Annotated in this window: 15 protein-coding genes and 6 tRNA genes; 12 read left to right on the top strand and 9 right to left on the bottom strand. The window is 52.9% G+C overall.

Annotated features, from left to right (window positions below; all coding sequences use genetic code 11):
• Positions 1-28 precede the first annotated feature (28 nt).
• Both mgrA and ypeC read left to right on the top strand, forming a co-directional pair.
• On the top strand, positions 29-1,027 hold the full coding sequence (gene mgrA / locus AC4OVS_RS06695; RefSeq protein ID WP_023300655.1) for an L-glyceraldehyde 3-phosphate reductase: 999 nt from the start codon (positions 29-31) through the stop codon (positions 1,025-1,027).
• 126 nt (positions 1,028-1,153) lie between these two features.
• Positions 1,154-1,501, top strand: coding sequence for a DUF2502 domain-containing protein YpeC (gene ypeC / locus AC4OVS_RS06690; protein WP_022648932.1), 348 nt, complete (start codon positions 1,154-1,156; stop codon positions 1,499-1,501).
• Positions 1,502-1,534: 33 nt separating this feature from the next.
• On the opposite strand, the gene AC4OVS_RS06685 is transcribed toward ypeC, so the two are convergent.
• Entirely contained in the window at positions 1,535-2,773 is a 1,239-nt protein-coding gene (locus AC4OVS_RS06685) for an Nramp family divalent metal transporter (protein WP_023300656.1), read from the bottom strand.
• A 345-nt stretch (positions 2,774-3,118) separates the two neighbouring features.
• On the opposite strand from AC4OVS_RS06685, the gene nupC reads away from it, so the two are divergent.
• Entirely contained in the window at positions 3,119-4,306 is a 1,188-nt protein-coding gene (nupC, locus tag AC4OVS_RS06680; RefSeq protein ID WP_022648934.1) for a nucleoside permease NupC, read from the top strand.
• A gap of 45 nt (positions 4,307-4,351) precedes the next feature.
• On the opposite strand, the gene AC4OVS_RS06675 is transcribed toward nupC, so the two are convergent.
• The 3 genes from AC4OVS_RS06675 to AC4OVS_RS06665 form a co-directional block, all read right to left on the bottom strand.
• Positions 4,352-6,541, bottom strand: coding sequence for an EAL domain-containing protein (locus AC4OVS_RS06675; protein ID WP_108367186.1), 2,190 nt, complete (start codon positions 6,539-6,541; stop codon positions 4,352-4,354).
• Positions 6,542-6,751: 210 nt separating this feature from the next.
• Positions 6,752-6,827: transfer RNA gene (locus AC4OVS_RS06670), tRNA-Ala, on the bottom strand.
• Positions 6,828-6,868: 41 nt separating this feature from the next.
• Positions 6,869-6,944, bottom strand: a tRNA-Ala gene (locus AC4OVS_RS06665).
• Positions 6,945-7,161: 217 nt separating this feature from the next.
• Here AC4OVS_RS06665 and AC4OVS_RS06660 point away from each other — a divergent pair.
• Entirely contained in the window at positions 7,162-7,524 is a 363-nt protein-coding gene (locus AC4OVS_RS06660; RefSeq protein WP_022648936.1) for a YfeC-like transcriptional regulator, read from the top strand.
• A gap of 1 nt (position 7,525) precedes the next feature.
• Positions 7,526-7,912 (top strand): YfeC-like transcriptional regulator, encoded by a 387-nt coding sequence (locus tag AC4OVS_RS06655; protein ID WP_032622330.1) that lies wholly within the window; start codon positions 7,526-7,528, stop codon positions 7,910-7,912.
• A 51-nt stretch (positions 7,913-7,963) separates the two neighbouring features.
• Here the strand turns inward: AC4OVS_RS06655 and gltX are convergent, their stop codons facing one another.
• The gene (gltX, locus tag AC4OVS_RS06650) at positions 7,964-9,379 is read right to left on the bottom strand and encodes a glutamate--tRNA ligase (RefSeq protein WP_022648938.1); all 1,416 of its coding nucleotides are present in this window, start codon (positions 9,377-9,379) and stop codon (positions 7,964-7,966) included.
• A 258-nt stretch (positions 9,380-9,637) separates the two neighbouring features.
• On the opposite strand from gltX, the gene AC4OVS_RS06645 reads away from it, so the two are divergent.
• The 5 genes from AC4OVS_RS06645 (at position 9,638) to AC4OVS_RS06625 (ending at position 10,494) form a co-directional block, all read left to right on the top strand.
• Positions 9,638-9,713 (top strand) — tRNA-Val (locus tag AC4OVS_RS06645).
• A 41-nt stretch (positions 9,714-9,754) separates the two neighbouring features.
• Positions 9,755-9,830: transfer RNA gene (locus AC4OVS_RS06640), tRNA-Val, on the top strand.
• A 29-nt stretch (positions 9,831-9,859) separates the two neighbouring features.
• Positions 9,860-9,935 (top strand) — tRNA-Val (locus AC4OVS_RS06635).
• 4 nt (positions 9,936-9,939) lie between these two features.
• Positions 9,940-10,015, top strand: a tRNA-Lys gene (locus AC4OVS_RS06630).
• A 137-nt stretch (positions 10,016-10,152) separates the two neighbouring features.
• Positions 10,153-10,494 (top strand): FlxA-like family protein, encoded by a 342-nt coding sequence (locus tag AC4OVS_RS06625; RefSeq protein WP_022648939.1) that lies wholly within the window; start codon positions 10,153-10,155, stop codon positions 10,492-10,494.
• Here AC4OVS_RS06625 and AC4OVS_RS06620 read toward each other — a convergent pair.
• A complete protein-coding gene (locus AC4OVS_RS06620; protein ID WP_032676151.1) occupies positions 10,485-11,426 on the bottom strand; it encodes a LysR family transcriptional regulator in 942 nt (313 codons plus the stop codon). The genes AC4OVS_RS06625 and AC4OVS_RS06620 overlap by 10 nt on opposite strands.
• An 89-nt stretch (positions 11,427-11,515) precedes the next feature.
• Between AC4OVS_RS06620 and AC4OVS_RS06615 the strand changes: the two genes are divergently transcribed.
• Positions 11,516-12,511 (top strand): bile acid:sodium symporter family protein, encoded by a 996-nt coding sequence (locus AC4OVS_RS06615; RefSeq protein WP_022648941.1) that lies wholly within the window; start codon positions 11,516-11,518, stop codon positions 12,509-12,511.
• Here the strand turns inward: AC4OVS_RS06615 and AC4OVS_RS06610 are convergent.
• The 3 genes from AC4OVS_RS06610 to zipA all read right to left on the bottom strand — a co-directional run bounded on the left by AC4OVS_RS06610 (position 12,508) and on the right by zipA (position 15,804).
• On the bottom strand, positions 12,508-12,723 hold the full coding sequence (locus tag AC4OVS_RS06610) for a DUF3820 family protein (protein ID WP_003861328.1): 216 nt from the start codon (positions 12,721-12,723) through the stop codon (positions 12,508-12,510). The two genes, AC4OVS_RS06615 and AC4OVS_RS06610, sit on opposite strands and share 4 nt — an antisense overlap.
• Position 12,724: 1 nt before the next feature.
• Positions 12,725-14,740: an NAD-dependent DNA ligase LigA gene (gene ligA / locus AC4OVS_RS06605; protein WP_032623825.1), complete on the bottom strand. Its 2,016-nt coding sequence runs from the start codon at positions 14,738-14,740 to the stop codon at positions 12,725-12,727.
• Positions 14,741-14,808: 68 nt separating this feature from the next.
• On the bottom strand, positions 14,809-15,804 hold the full coding sequence (zipA, locus tag AC4OVS_RS06600) for a cell division protein ZipA (RefSeq protein WP_022648943.1): 996 nt from the start codon (positions 15,802-15,804) through the stop codon (positions 14,809-14,811).
• Positions 15,805-16,033: 229 nt separating this feature from the next.
• On the opposite strand from zipA, the gene cysZ reads away from it, so the two are divergent.
• Complete coding sequence (gene cysZ / locus AC4OVS_RS06595; protein WP_022648944.1) at positions 16,034-16,795, top strand: sulfate transporter CysZ; 762 nt, start codon at positions 16,034-16,036, stop codon at positions 16,793-16,795.
• The last annotated feature ends 59 nt before the right edge of the window (positions 16,796-16,854 follow it).

The raw sequence follows: 16,854 nt of genomic DNA, 5'->3' as shown, positions 1-16,854 counted from the left end.
TTTCTTTCCAGCGCCAGAGGTCTCGCTCATGGGTTATCAACCTGACAAAAATCGTTACCAGACAATGCAATATCGCCGCTGTGGACAAAGCGGCCTCAAGCTTCCCGCCATCTCGCTGGGGCTTTGGCATAATTTTGGCGACGCGACGCTGCTCGAAAACAGCCGTCAACTTTTACAGCGCGCCTTCGATTTGGGTATTACACATTTTGACCTTGCCAATAATTACGGCCCACCTCCTGGTTCAGCCGAACGCAACTTCGGGCGCATCCTGCAGGAGGATTTCCTGCCCTGGCGCGATGAGCTAATCATCTCCACCAAAGCGGGCTACACCATGTGGGACGGGCCTTACGGCGACTGGGGCTCGCGTAAATATCTGATTTCCAGCCTGGACCAGAGCCTCAGGCGTATGGGGCTGGAGTACGTTGATATCTTCTATCACCACCGCCCCGATCCACAAACGCCGCTACGTGAAACGATGAAAGCGCTTGACCATGTGGTGCGCCAGGGCAAAGCGCTGTACATCGGCCTGTCCAACTACCCGGCAGAACTGGCGCGGCAGGCGATTGAAATACTGGAGGATCTGGGCACGCCCTGTCTAATCCACCAGCCGAAGTACTCCATGTTTGAACGTGCGCCTGAAGAGGGGTTGCTGGACGTATTGCAGCAAAATGGGGTGGGATGTATCCCCTTCTCTCCCCTGGCGGGCGGACAGTTGACCGATCGCTATCTGAACGGCATCCCGGCAGATTCTCGCGCAGCAAGCGGCAGTAAGTTCCTTAATCCGGAACAGGTCACCGACAAAAAGCTGGAAAAGGTACGCAAGCTGAATGCGCTGGCGGAAAAACGGGGGCAAAAGCTTTCGCAAATGGCACTGGCCTGGATCCTGCGCCACGATGCGGTGACATCCGTGCTCATCGGCGCAAGCAAAACCGGACAAATTGATGATGCTGCAGGCATGCTTGAAAATCGTCATTTCTCCGCAGAAGAGCTGAAGACGATAGAAGCGATCCTGTCCAGTTCAGATTAAAAACACTTTTAGCAAAAAGTGCTCTCGTTCATGATTTAGGAGTTGAGGCGATGAAACGAATGTTTACCAACTCGTAAAATTGCGTTAACAGGTCGCACAGCGGCCCCGATCGTGAAGGAGAAGAGTATGTTCAGGTCACTGATTCTTGCAGCGGTACTACTGGCTTCGGCCCCGCTGGTCGCCAATGCGGGCGAAATCACCCTGTTGCCATCGATTAAATTACAAATTGGCGATCGTGATGACTACGGCAGATACTGGGACGGTGGCTACTGGCGCGACCGTGACTACTGGCACCGACATTATGAGTGGCGTAAAAACCGCTGGTGGAAACACGATAACGGCTATCACCGTGGCTGGGATAAGCGTAAGGCCTACGAGCGCGGCTACCGCGAAGGCTGGAACGATCGTGACGACCGCCGTGGCGGCAGGGGGCACGGAAAAGGCAGAGGCCATGGTCACGGCCATCACCATTAACAGCAAAAAGGAGCCTCACGGCTCCTTTTTCTTTTACAGGCCTGCTGCTGTGCCTATCAGCAACCACATGTTTAACGCCACCACCACGACCACAATGGCCCACCCGGCGCGTTTCACCCACGTCGAATTCACCAGATCGCCCATCAGCGATTTGTTGCTGGTGAATATCAGTAGCGGCACCAGCGCCAGCGCAATACCGAAACTCAGCAGCACCTGACTCATCACCAGAATGCGGGTCGGATCCAGCCCCATCAGAATTACAATAAAGGAAGGCAGCATCGTTACCGAACGGCGAACCCACAGTGGAATATGGAAACGTACGAACCCCTGCATCACCACCTGCCCGGCCAGTGTCCCCACAACCGTAGAGGAAAGTCCCGCAGCAACCAGGCTTAAACCAAAAATAGTGGCAGCGGCATGGCTCAGCAACGGCTCCAGCGTCAGGTACGCCTGGTCGAGATCGGCAACCCCGGTATGCCCGTTAAAGTGAAACGCGGCGGCGGCAGTCGCCATCATCGCCAGATTCACAAATCCGGCAATGGTCATCGCAATTGCCACATCCCATTTCGAGGCGGAGTAGCGCTCTTTACTCGTCCCGCCGTGCAGATTTTGGGTTAAAGAAGAGTGCAGATAAATTACGTGCGGCATAATGGTCGCCCCCAGCACCCCGGCGGCCAGAAATACGGCTTCAGAGGTGGGTAACGACGGGATCACCATCCCTTTCGTCAACTGCACCAGATTCGGCTGGGAGAAAATCAGCTCAACAATATAGGCGGCAGCGACGAACAGCAGCAGGCCGCCGATGACTTTCTCCAGCGGTTTTTGTCCCCGCCTCTGGAGCATCAAAATAAGGAACGTGGCGATACCGGTCAGCACGGCGCCCTGTAGCAGGGAGACGCCCAGAATAAGCTTAAAGCCGATCGCCGCCCCGATAAACTCGGCGAGATCGGTGGCCATGGCGATAATTTCCGCCTGGACCCAGTAAAACCATACCGCCGGACGCGGATAATGATCGCGGATTTGCTCCGCCAGGTTTTTCCCGGTGGCAATACCCAGCTTCGCGGAAAGCATCTGAATCAGCATCGCCATCAGGTTGGCCCACACCACAACCCACAGCAGCTTATAGCCGAAACTGGCCCCGGCCTGAATATTGGTCGCAAAATTACCCGGATCGATGTAGCCAATCGCGGCAATGAATGCAGGTCCCATTAATGCGAACCGCAGCTTGCGTGCCGCCCTGCCGCTGCTACTCTCTACGCGACTATTCGTCATTTCTGCCTCTGGAAATATAGCCTGTGCTATGTTTTATGCTATCAAAATGAGAATGATTATCAAGTTCATTTGTAATGGTTAACATGATTACTCTGATAGCCAGGGACAATGGACAGGCAGGTGGAGCAAGGTCACAGAATGTGAAAATGCGCAGACATTTGTGAAGCGTAGCACACAAACTTAACTTTTCACTCATTTACCTAACATAACAAAAATGTATTGTTGATCACTATTTTTGAGACTCGTCACAGGATGTAACTATAGTGTGGGCTTGATCTCGTTTTCTTTGTGCTTGTTACATAGAATGTGCACGGAAATTAAACCTGCCTCATATTTGGAGCAAATATGGACCGCGTCCTTCATTTTGTCCTGGCACTCGTTGTCGTTACTGCACTCGCATTGCTGGTCAGCACTGACCGCAAAAATATTCGTATTCGCTATGTTGTCCAGCTGCTGGTCATTGAAGTTTTACTTGCGTGGTTCTTCCTGAACTCCAACGTAGGCCTCGGCTTCGTGAAAGGCTTCTCCGAAATGTTCGAAAAACTGCTCGGATTTGCCAACGACGGGACTAACTTTGTCTTTGGCAACATGAACGATCAGGGTTTGGCCTTCTTCTTCCTGAAAGTGCTCTGCCCTATCGTCTTCATCTCTGCCCTGATCGGGATCCTCCAGCACATTCGTGTTCTGCCGGTGGTTATCCGTGCAATCGGCTTCCTGTTATCGAAAGTTAATGGCATGGGCAAGCTGGAATCCTTTAACGCAGTCAGCTCGCTGATCCTGGGTCAGTCTGAGAACTTCATTGCGTATAAAGATATCCTCGGCAAGATGTCCCGTAACCGCATGTACACCATGGCGGCGACAGCAATGTCTACCGTTTCCATGTCTATCGTGGGCGCGTATATGACTATGCTGGAACCTAAATACGTGGTTGCAGCGCTGGTTCTGAATATGTTCAGCACCTTTATTGTTCTTTCGCTGATTAACCCGTACCGCGTGGATGCCAGCGAAGAGAACATTCAGATGTCAAACCTGCACGAGGGACAGAGCTTCTTCGAAATGCTGGGTGAATACATTCTGGCGGGTTTCAAGGTTGCGATTATCGTTGCCGCGATGCTGATTGGCTTTATCGCACTGATCGCTGCGCTGAACGCCCTGTTTGCGGCCGTACTTGGTATTTCGTTCCAGGGTATTCTGGGCTATATCTTCTACCCGGTCGCCTGGGTAATGGGTGTGCCCGCTCACGAAGCGTTGCAGGTGGGCAGTATCATGGCAACGAAACTGGTATCCAATGAATTCGTGGCGATGATGGATCTTCAGAAGATTGCCAGCACGCTCTCCCCGCGTGCGGAAGGGATCCTGTCCGTCTTCCTGGTCTCCTTCGCGAACTTCTCTTCCATCGGTATTATCGCTGGTGCGATTAAAGGCCTGAACGAAGAGCAAGGTAACGTCGTTTCTCGCTTTGGCCTGAAGCTGGTTTACGGTTCAACGCTGGTGAGCGTCCTGTCTGCCTCTATCGCAGCATTGGTGCTGTAATCCATACCGCTCAATGAAAACCGGGAGCCATCGCTCCCGGTTTTTTTATGTCTCCAGCGCCGTCAGGGGCAGTGGTTTACCAATCAAATAGCCCTGCAAATAATCAACGCCGTATCGCAGCAACATCTCGCGTTGTTCAGCCGATTCCACATATTCAGCCACCACACAAAGCGATTTCGTTTTTGCCATGTTGCAAATGGACTGCACGATCATCGCATCCATGCTGTCGGTGCAGATATCTTTCACGAAGCAGCCATCGATCTTAATGATATCGGCCTCCAGTCGCTTCAGGCGCTCAAAGTTGGCATAGCCGGTACCAAAGTCATCGATAGCAATGCGGAAGCCATAATCCCGCAGCTGCTGGATATTGTTGATGCTGCTTCCCGAGTCAGAGAAAGCCTGTTCCTCGGTGATCTCAATGACGATATCTTGCGGTGCAACGGCGTAGCGTTCAAAAAGCGCGATGATCTCAGCTGCAATCTCGTTCTGCATCAGCGTCAGCGGCATCAGATTAACGGAGAACCGCGTTCCGGCCCGTCCGGATGGATGACTGCGCATCCACATCAGCAATTTTTCCACCACGTTCAGGTCGAATCGGTGGCTCAGGTTGAACTGAGCAATCAGCGGAATAAAGCGGTCAGGGGTGATGATCTCACCATCACTTTCAAGACGCGAAAGGATTTCAAAGTACCCTTCTCCGCGCGCGTTGTGAATTGGCTGCGCGTAAAGATGGAGACCACCGATATCAAGGGCGCGTTTTATACGGGCCAGCATTAGCACCCTGTCCGTCGTATGACCAGAAACATCATCCAGACTGTTGGTTAACGCAAGGACGTTATGCCCGGAACAGGACTGCTCGGACAGCCAGCTCAACTGACCCAGCGTGTGATGCACGCTTTCTCCATTTGGCACTTCCCCCCAGGAGGCACCAAACTCAATGTCGAGCTCAGTCTTGTTCCAGATAATTTTACGGCTGTTCAGATGGTCAACCATAAATTGCAGACGTTCAGCCGTGCCCGGTCCCAGCAAGACCAACATCAGTTCACTGCCTGGTAACTGGAAGAGCTTCTCGTCTTTTTGCAATAACGGCTGCAGCGACGCGGTGATCATCTTTTTACAGTGCACGCGCATGAGGATGCCGTAGTGACGGCTCAGGAATTCCAGATTATCCAGACGCAAGCAGCAGACTTTGGCCTCAGGATGATGCTGTAGAAAAACTTCCAGCGCACGAATGTTAGGCAGACCGGTGAGCGGATCGGTAAGCGCCCTATCCTGCCACCCCTGTTTCAGCCATTCACTTTTCTGATAGATCTGCGACATGTAAAGCAGGCAGATAGCGAAAGAGATGAGTACCGACAGAATAAAGGAGAGCGAGTGGCCCGATTCAACGCCATTGAGAAAATTATAATTATAGGTCAACAACATGAGCGCTGAGGCTGCCCAGAATAAAGAGATGAGCGCATAGCTCAAACGACCAATACCCAGGGTAAAAAGAATGAAAACGGTCGGCATCAAATAACCCGCAATAAACTGCGACTCAAAAGGCGCGCATAAAATAGCGATCATTGAGACCAACAGCATCAGCCACACAACGATAAATAACGCTTTTTTGTTGCAAAAGAGGGGCTTCACGCTTCGCCGCCAGAATGTTCGGGCATAGCGAGGATTAATAATCATTCTTAATGGATAATAGAACATCATGGTGAAAATCAGGGCGGCGCAAATCAGACTCTGAATATCGATAACGTTATAAATTGCAGAGCCTTCGCCGAAATAGGAGGAGATTGTTACCGGGAAATCAAATAAATACCCCGCCAGATACATCGATAATTTGATGCCCACAGGCACCATAAATCCGAGCCATAAAATACGTATACCAATGTACTTATTCGGCATGCTGTGGCGCCAGCGCTTGCCCAGCATCAAACGGATAACGCCACAGGCGGCGAAGACGGAAAACGTCTGACAACATAATAAAACGATAGATTGTAGCGGGGCTAAATCAAAGTAATAAGCATTAGTAACACTAAAACTTAGCAACAAAGGAATGATTGCCCGTCGTCCAAATAACAACACGATGGCGAGCATGGCGCTTAAGGGCAGCCACGCTAAATAAACATCATTTTCGTTAACGATAGCGCGCGGAGAGATATAACGGGAAAAGGGGATCGCAATCAGGCTTAGCGCCAGGGCAATCATAAATATTTTTACATTATTGTAAATTTTTCTATTCATTAATCCGGGTAATCTATTTAACCATCGTCTTATTGACCGGATCGATAATAGGTTTATTAATTGGACGAATCAAGTTTAGGTCTATTTATGGACTTATTTATTGATTTGGATTGAGGTGAGGTATAGAAAATGACGTTAATTGCAACAAAAACAGTCTAAATATTTTACAAGATATAAAAAACCCCCGTCTGGCGACGAGGGTTTAAATTTTGGTGGAGCTAAGCGGGATCGAACCGCTGACCTCTTGCATGCCATGCAAGCGCTCTCCCAGCTGAGCTATAGCCCCACATGTTACTTTACCTACCGTACTCTGTTGGGTTCAGAGTTTGGTGGAGCTAAGCGGGATCGAACCGCTGACCTCCTGCATGCCATGCAGGCGCTCTCCCAGCTGAGCTATAGCCCCATCGTAAAGCTGTCATGTTGACGGGCGGCATAATATGAATTCCGCCGCACAGTGTCAACGGCAAATTCAACCTCAGCCTTTCAACCGCCGAAAAATCATGCAAATGAATCACTTTGCGAGTCTGCTCGCAGCCAGGAGTTAAGCTTGTCACGTTTTCACGTAAAACGGTGCTATAAAATGAACCACTAATTAACCCCACAGATATTCAGGAAATTGTATGATCAAGGAACGAATGACGCCAGAAGAGTTAGCCCTGCTGACTGGCTATAGCCGACAGACCATCAATAAATGGGTACGCAAAGAGGGTTGGATTACATCGCCAAAACCAGGCGTTCAGGGCGGCAAGGCGCGTCTGGTACACGTCAATGAAAAAGTGCGCGACTTTATTCGCAGCGCACGCAGGGTAACAGAGTCGCCGGAAATGCCAGAAAAGGCGTACCACGAAGGCTCGCTTCACGCCCTGCTCCTGACGCTGGCGAATGAAATGACGCCGGATGAGCAAAAGCAGATGACATCTCTGTTACTGCGGGAAGGGATTACCGGATTGTTACAACGCTTAGGGATTCGCGACCAACGCTAATATGAAAAGATTACGCAGCAAAATGACCACGGAAGAGCTGGCGGACAGTCTGGGCGTCGCCCGACAAACCGTTAATCGCTGGATACGACAGAAAGGATGGAAAACGGAGGGTATCAACGGTGTAAAAGGCGGAAGAGCGAGGGTGATATGTATTGATGCGCACGTTAAGGAGCACATCATTAGCCTTCCCGCCATTCGTAACAGTCGGGCTGTTTACCATGTGGCAGAAAGCCCTTCACTCTATGGCGTGGCGACCTCATCCAGCCTGCTTCCACAAATTATCGACTCGCTGGAAAACATGACAACTGTCGAACAGGAACGTTTGCACAAGCTGCTCGCTCGCGAAGGTTTGCAGGGTTTTCTCACGCGTCTTGGTATTGCTGAATAACAGACATAAAAAACGGCAGGTTACCCTGCCGTTATTTGTATTTCACGAGCATTACTGCTGGCTTTCGCGCTCAGCAATAAAGCCCAGCGCCTTGTTGATACGCGCAACGCTACGTGATTTGCCAATGGCATGAACGGTCACGTCCAGCGCCGGAGACTGGCCTGCCCCCGTCACCGCAACGCGCAGCGGCATACCGACTTTACCCATGCCAATTTCCAACTCATCAGCGGTTGCCTGAATCGCGTGGTGAACATTTTCTGCAGTCCATTCGGTAATGGCTTCGAGTTTATCTCGCACCACTTCCAGCGGCTGACGCGCAACCGGACGCAGGTGTTTCTTGGCCGCATCGGCGTCGAACGCGTCAAACTCTTCATAAAAGTAGCGGCAGCTCTCGGCGATCTCTTTCAGCGTTTTGCAACGCTCGCCAAGCAGCTTCACCAGATCCGCCAGCTCAGGGCCCGTACGGGTATCGATGTTTGCCTGCTCAATGTGCCATTGCAGATAAGTCGCCACATACTCTGGCTGCATGGTATTGATGTAGTGATGGTTCAGCCACAGCAGTTTGTCAGTGTTGAACGCGCTGGCTGATTTGCTTACCGAGTTCAGAGAGAAAAGCTCGATCATCTCTTCGCGGCTGAAGATCTCCTGGTCACCATGAGCCCAGCCCAGACGCACCAGATAGTTCAGTAGCGCTTCCGGCAGATAGCCGTCATCACGGTACTGCATCACGCTCACCGCGCCATGACGTTTGGACAGCTTTTTACCGTCGTCACCGTTGATCATCGATACGTGCGCATACACCGGTACAGGCGCGTTCAGCGCTTTCAGAATGTTGATCTGACGCGGGGTGTTATTGATATGGTCTTCACCACGGATCACGTGAGTGATTTCCATATCCCAGTCGTCCACAACCACGCAGAAGTTATAGGTTGGCGAGCCGTCAGTACGACGAATGATGAGGTCATCCAGCTCCTGGTTGCTGAATTCGATCGGGCCACGGATCTGGTCATCAAAGATAACAGAGCCATCCTGCGGGTTAGCAAAACGCACTACGCAAGGCTCATCAGCAGCATGCTCGCTGTGGTCATGACGGCAACGACCGTCATAACGCGGTTTTTCGCCTTTTGCCATTTGCTCTTCGCGCAGCGCATCCAGACGCTCCCTTGAGCAGTAGCACTTATAGGCCGTGCCTGCGACCAGCATCTCGTCAATTACGGCGTTATAGCGGTCAAAACGTTTGGTCTGGAAGTATGGGCCTTCGTCCCACTCCAGATTCAGCCAGTTCATCCCATCCATAATGGCTTCAATTGCTTCCGGCGTTGAGCGCTCCAGGTCGGTGTCTTCAATACGCAGCACAAACTCACCTTTGTTGTGGCGTGCGAAAAGCCAGGAGTAGAGAGCAGTACGTGCACCACCGACATGCAGATAGCCTGTCGGGCTCGGCGCGAAGCGAGTTTTGATTTTCATGAAATGGCCTTACGTTATAAAGATGCCGGTAATCGGCAAATCCTGGGAAGAAAACAATGGGCAATATTCTATCACTGTGGGCCGATTCCTCAATGTCGATCACTTTATCCGGTTCGAGATTGCTGTTTTTGTTTAGAAATCATGCACCACAGTCCGTTTTGCGATCGTTTTGACTAATTTTACGACGAACGAATAAAAACTTTAGAAAATGCGTTGACTCATTTTCAACTCTCCCTATAATGCGACTCCACACAGCGGGGGTGATTAGCTCAGTTGGTAGAGCATCTCCTTTACACGGAGGGGGTCGGCGGTTCGAGCCCGTCATCACCCACCATCTACTTCGGTAGACTCGCAGTGTAGATAAGAATTGAGATTGGGCGATTAGCTCAGTTGGTAGAGCATCTCCTTTACACGGAGGGGGTCGGCGGTTCGAGCCCGTCATCGCCCACCATTCTCACCTTATCGTAGCAGTTCCGAAATGGGCGATTAGCTCAGTTGGTAGAGCATCTCCTTTACACGGAGGGGGTCGGCGGTTCGAGCCCGTCATCGCCCACCATTTCGGGTCGTTAGCTCAGTTGGTAGAGCAGTTGACTTTTAATCAATTGGTCGCAGGTTCGAATCCTGCACGACCCACCAATGTAAAAAAGCGCCCTAAAGGCGCTTTTTTGCTATCTGCGATATAGCACATCCCCATTGCAGCCAAACCGCTTGTTTTACTCAAGCTCACGCCTTCTTTGCCGATACCTCTATTTTATGGCGAAAAGGATCTCAATATGACAACTCTTAAGCCCGTTTCTCTGTCGGCGATGGAAATCGGCAGCGTAGATAACAGCTCCGGCGGAAACGACATTGCTTCCCAGATCACCCGTCTGACCAAACAGATAACGAAAGTCACTCAGCAACTCAAAGAAGTCGCCATGGGTGATGCCACAGCGGAAGAAAAGCAAAAGCAGCAAGAATTGCTCGAATCTCAGCTGGCTATGTTGCAGGCACAGCTGGCGCAATTGCAGCGTCAGCAGGCAGAAGAGGCGATGCCAAAACAGGAAAGCGGTCAGGCCGTGGCGGAAGGCGTCAATAAACCCTCCGCAGAACATCAGATTGATATCTATATCTGATCATTGGTTTCGTTAAAAAGTGGATCGCGCGTGCGGGCCTCCATCAGACGCCTGGCCTGCATACGCACCACATCCCAGCAGGCGTGTGCCGCGCCGGAAAGTGACCTGTTTTTACGGCGTACCAGCATCAGCTGGCGTTCAATACAGGGCAGGAAACGCTTCACCGTTAAACGACTCCCCTGCGGCAGTGGCAGCGCCAGCGCCGGCAGAACGCTGATGCCAATCCCCGCTTCGACCATCGGGAAGAGCGTGGCAGGATGCCCAATCTCCTGCACAATGGTTGCCTTTACGCCCTGTGCGGCCAGTGCGGCATCTATCAGCGGGCGGCTACCTGATGCATAATCCTGTAACACCAGGTTTGCCCCCTGTAAGGCTTGCCAGGCCACCTGCGACAGCGATGCCAGAGGATCATCATCGCGGCAGAGCAATAAAAAGGGTTCCGAGAGTACCACTTCACATTCCAGGTCGCTTACCGCTCCGGGATCGATAACAATCCCGAAATCCACATCCCCCTGACGAATACTCTCCAGTACCCACTGCTGCGGCCTGTCGTGCAAAACAAAATCGATATCCGGATAGCGGTGATTACTTTCAGCGATGCACTGGGGAATAAGATGCGCCGAAATCGTCTGGCTCGCCGCCACTCTCACGGTACCGGAAAGCTGTTGTCCAAGCCGTCCGACGTCTCTCAGCGTACTGTTCAGTTCATCCAGCAGCCTTTCCAGACGCGTTGCCAGCTGATGTCCCGCTTCGGTGAGCACCACTTCGCGCGTAGTGCGGTCGAGCAGTTTCACGCCGGTTTGAGTTTCCAGCTCTTTCACGCTATGGCTCACCGCCGACTGGCTGAGGCCAATCATCTCCCCTGCCCGACTGAAGCTGTGGGCCTGCGCGACGGTGACGAAAACACGAAGCTGACGTAGTGAATAATTCATCTGTTTAATTCATGAATGGATGCAATAAATCAATTTTATTTCTCAAAGGGAAGAAAGCACAATAGCGGCATCTGTTTTCAGGAGTGATTATGAAACTTTTTCGTATCCTTGATCCGTTTACGCTGACCCTGATTGGTGTCGTCTTGCTGGCCTCGTTCTTCCCGGCGCGGGGCGGTTTCGTTCCGGTCATTGAAGGGCTGACCACGGCAGCCATTGCCCTGTTGTTCTTTATGCATGGCGCCAAACTCTCCCGGGAAGCCATTATTGCAGGCGGTAGCCACTGGCGACTGCACCTCTGGGTAATGTGCAGCACCTTTATCCTCTTCCCTGTTCTGGGCGTGCTGTTTGCCTGGTGGGCGCCGGTGAATGTCGATCCGGCGCTCTATACCGGTTTCCTTTATCTGTGCATTTTGCCGGCCACCGTGCAGTCTGCTATTGCCTTTACCTCGCTGGCGGGCGGCAACGTCGCGGCGGCGGTCTGTTCTGCTTCGGCTTCCAGCCTGCTCGGGATCTTTGTTTCACCGCTGCTGGTCGGTCTGCTGATGAACATGCATGGTGCAGAAGGTAATCTGGAGCAGGTGGGTAAAATTTGTCTGCAACTGCTACTGCCGTTTGTGCTCGGACACTTATCCCGCCCCTGGATTGGGGCGTTTGTGGCGAAACACAAAAAATGGATCGGGAAAACGGACCAAAGCTCCATTTTGCTGGTGGTTTACACGGCCTTCAGCGAAGCCGTGGTGAACGGCATCTGGCACAGGGTTGGTGCAGGATCGCTGCTGTTTATTGTGGTGGTAAGCATTGTTCTGCTGACCATTGTGATCGCGGTTAACGTCTTTGTGGCCCGCAAATGCGGCTTCAATAAGGCCGATGAAATCACCATCGTATTCTGCGGATCGAAAAAGAGCCTGGCCAACGGGATCCCGATGGCCAATATTCTGTTCCCGACGTCGGTCATTGGGATGATGGTACTACCGCTGATGATTTTCCATCAAATCCAGCTGATGGTGTGTGCGGTACTGGCGCGGCGTTACAAGGCACAGACTGAAAAGCTGGCGCAGGAAGAGACCCGCGCCGCGAAAGTTTAAGGACGTTTCAGGGGCTGCACCAGCTGGGTCAGCCCCTCTGTTTTGATCAGTAATGTGATAGCCATCAGCTCGCCAAGACGCCCGGCAGGAAACTCATCCTTACGGGCAAACCACAGCAGATATTCTTCCGGTAAATCAATCAGCCTGCGGCCCTTATATTTACCGAACGGCATCTCCGTATTGGCGATCTCAACGAGCTGCTCTTTTTCCACATCACTCTCCTAAAAGGCGCATCATTTCCGCTTCATCGATCACCTCGATGCCGAGCTCCTGCGCTTTTGCCAGCTTCGAACCGGCCGCTTCCCCGGCGATCACCAGGTCGGTTTTCTTTGACACGCTTCCCGCCACTTTTGCCCCAAGCGCCACCAGGCGCGCTTTCGCGTCATCACGCGAGAGCTGGCTCAGACTGCCGGTCAGCACCACCGTTTTACCGGCAAACGGGCTGTCGATCTCTTCTGCATTAACCACTACCGGTGCGGGCCAGTGAATGCCCTGTTCCAGTAATTTACCGATCACTTCACGGTTGCTCTCTTCGGCGAAGAAGTTGAAGACGTGGGTAGCGACCACTATGCCAACGTCAGGGACTTTCTGTAGTTCGTCGATGGTGGCTTTCTCAAGAGCCTCCAGCGTGCCGAAATACGCCGCCAGCCCTGCCGCCGTCGCCTCTCCGACTTCACGAATGCCGAGCGCGTAAAGGAAACGGGCAAAGGTAGTATTTTTGGCCGCCTCAAGCGCATTGACCACGTTCTGGGCAGATTTCGGCCCCATACGATCAAGACCGGTCAGCTTACCTGCCGTCAGGGTAAAGAGGTCCGCTGGCGTATGGACATACTCTTTCTCAACTAACTGGTCGATGATCTTGTCACCCATTCCGTCGACGTCCATCGCCCGGCGGGAGACAAAGTGCTTCAGGGACTCTTTACGCTGCGCGCCGCAGATTAACCCGCCCGTACAGCGCGTTACCGCTTCACCTTCCACGCGCTCAACGTCCGAACCACATACCGGACAATGGGCAGGAAACTCGATGGCACGGGTATCGGCAGGACGTTCTGATTCCACTACGTTAACCACCTGCGGGATCACATCGCCCGCGCGGCGAATCACCACTTTGTCACCAATTCGCAGCCCCAGACGGGCAATTTCATCGGCGTTATGCAGCGTAGCGTTACTGACCAGCACGCCAGCCACCTGCACAGGCTCCAGACGCGCCACAGGCGTAATCGCACCCGTACGTCCTACCTGAAATTCCACGTCGCGAACGAAGGTCATCTGCTCCTGCGCCGGGAACTTAAAGGCCACTGCCCAGCGTGGCGCCCGGGCAACAAAACCCAACTGTTCCTGCAATGCCAGGGAGTTAACCTTGATCACTACGCCATCAATATCAAACCCGAGCGTGGGACGATCTTCTTCCACCTTGTGATAGAACGCCAGCACCGCCTCTGGAGAGTCGCAAAGCTGCACGCGGTTGCTTACCGGCAAACCCCACTCTTTGAACTGCATTAAACGACCCAGGTGGGTATCCGGCAGGTCACCGCCTTCCAGGATCCCGACGCCGTAGCAGAAGAAAGTAAGCGGTCGCTTCGCGGTGATACGCGGATCGAGCTGGCGCAGCGAACCTGCCGCCGCGTTACGCGGGTTTGCAAACACTTTACCCCCGGTACGACGCGCTTCTTCATTGATCTTCTCAAACCCCGCCTGCGGAAGGAAAACTTCCCCGCGCACTTCCAGCCGCGCAGGAATATTATCGCCACGCAGCTTCAGCGGGATCGCACGAATGGTGCGCACATTGGTGGTGATGTCTTCCCCGGTAGTGCCGTCACCGCGCGTTGCGGCACGTACCATCACGCCGTTCTCATAAAGAATGCTGACGGCCAGACCATCCAGTTTTAGCTCGCAGCACCAGCTCAGATTGTCGACGCTCTTCAGGCGATCCTGCACGCGCTTGTTGAAAGCCAGAAAACTCTCTTCATCAAACACGTTATCCAGCGACAGCATCGGCACTTCGTGGCGCACCTGGCTGAAAGCACCCAGCGGTTCCGCGCCAACGCGCTGCGTTGGGGAATCGGGCGTAATCAGTTCGGGGTGCTGCGCTTCCAGCTCGCGCAGTTCACGCATCAGGCGGTCATATTCCGCATCCGGCACTTCCGGTGCGTCCATAACATGATAGAGATATTCATGATGGCGAAGCGTGGTTCGCAGTTCAGTAAGTTGTTGTTCGATTGAGTCCATATCGCACCATCAATGAGAAAAACCCCCGACAGGCGGGGGTTGAGGAGGAGTTGAAGTAAACGCGACGATTACGCGTTAGCTTCCTTAACTTCGCGGATGCGGTCCTGATATTCGCGCAGTTTCTGCGGCGTCATCATACGACGCTGATCGTCGAGCACAACACCGCCCACTTCGTCGGCGATGTGCTGAGCGGACTGTAGCATCAGCTTAAAGTTTTGCAGCTCGTCACCGTAGGACGGCACCTGCATAAAGATCGTAACCCCAGGCGTGACGAAATCACCGGTCATTTCCGGGTCAAACGTGCCTGGATTGACCATATTGGCCAGGCTGAACAGCGCCGGACCACTGCCGTCAGGACTCAGGTGGCGATGGAAAATATTCATGTCGCCGAACTTGAAGCCTGCCTGTTGGATGCTGTTGAGCAGCACGTCACCGTTCAGATGGGTGCCATGATGAGCAGCCACATTCATGATGATTACCGCTTCTTTACGCTGCGGCTTTTCAACAACCGGTTCTGGCTCAACAACAGGCTCTGGCTCAACGCGCGGAGCGGGCTGTGGCGCAGGCGGTGCAGATTCAGGCTGCGGTTGTTCTACCGGCTGCGGCTGTTGCACTGGCTGTGGCTGATGCACTGGCTGTGCAGGCTGTTGCACAGGTTGCTGCTGTACAGGCTGTGGCGCAACGGGCTGCTGTTGCACAGGCTGCTGCGACGGATGACGAACAGGTTCTTCCACTGGCGGCGGCGCTGGCTGGCGCGGCTGGGCAGAGGCATACGGTGGTTGATACTGGTGCTGCGGAGCGCGGGGAGCTTCATGCTCTCCATGCGCTGCGCCGGGCGCAGTATTGACCCGATGAACACGAACTTCACCCACGCCGTCGTCGTCAAGACCGTCGATGTCGTCTTCAACGTCATCGTCTTCGCGACTGGACTTCATGCGCTTCAGTGGACGATCGCGAAACATAGAGGAACGCTCTTTACGGCTGGTCCAGAAACCATGTACCAGTAAAGCGATTATGGCGATCGCGCCAACAATGATTAATATCAGACGCAAATCCTGCATCATTATATTCTCTGTTGTTCTAACACCTTGCCACCACGGCAAACATTTACTCACTAAGAGTATTTGCCGTTTACGTCAAGTGCAAGTGTATGCAGAGCATTCACAGCATAAAGATGAACTAAATCGTGCTTTTTGCTGGTTTTTCGAACATTTCCGAACTGGTCATTGGCCCGTAACTGGATAATATAGGCGGGCAATTCCACTGGTTGTGTAAAAAGGAGTACAGCCTGGTATGGTTTCAACATCTTCTTCTGCCCCACGTAGCGGGGTCTGGTACTTTTCTCAGGGCTGGAAACTGGTCTCCCTGCCGGGCATTCGACGCTTCGTTGTTTTGCCGTTACTGATCAACATTATTCTGATGGGGGGCGCGTTCTGGTGGCTGTTCACCAGACTGGAAAGCTGGATCCCTTCCCTGATGAGCTATGTGCCGGACTGGTTACAGTGGTTGGACTACCTGCTCTGGCCGATTGCGGTTATCTCCGTGCTGCTGGTTTTCGGCTATTTCTTTTCGACGATAGCTAACTGGATAGCCGCGCCGTTCAACGGTCTGCTGGCCGAACAGCTGGAAGCGCGCCTGACCGGTGCGGCGCCGCCTGACACGGGCGTACTGGGGATCGTGAAAGATGTCCCCCGCATCATGAAGCGCGAATGGCAGAAGTTTGCGTGGTACCTGCCGCGGGCGATTGTGCTGCTCATCCTTTATTTTGTACCCGGGATCGGCCAGACGGTCGCACCCGTGCTGTGGTTCCTGTTCAGCGCCTGGATGCTTGCTATCCAGTACTGTGATTATCCGTTCGATAACCACAAAGTGCCGTTTAAAGAGATGCGCACTGCCCTGCGCACTCAGAAGGTTGCCAATATGCAGTTTGGTGCCCTTACCAGCCTGTTCACCATGATCCCTTTCCTGAATCTGTTCATCATGCCCGTTGCCGTTTGCGGCGCGACGGCGATGTGGGTGGACTGCTACCGTGCTAAGCACGCGTTATGGAAGTAATGCAAAAATGTGTAAAAGAGGGATGGCTTATGCCGCCCCTTATTCCATACTGATCCCCA

The sequence above is a fragment of the Enterobacter sp. 4974935 genome (assembly GCF_058661735.1).
This window is presented reverse-complemented; position numbering and strand designations above follow the sequence as displayed.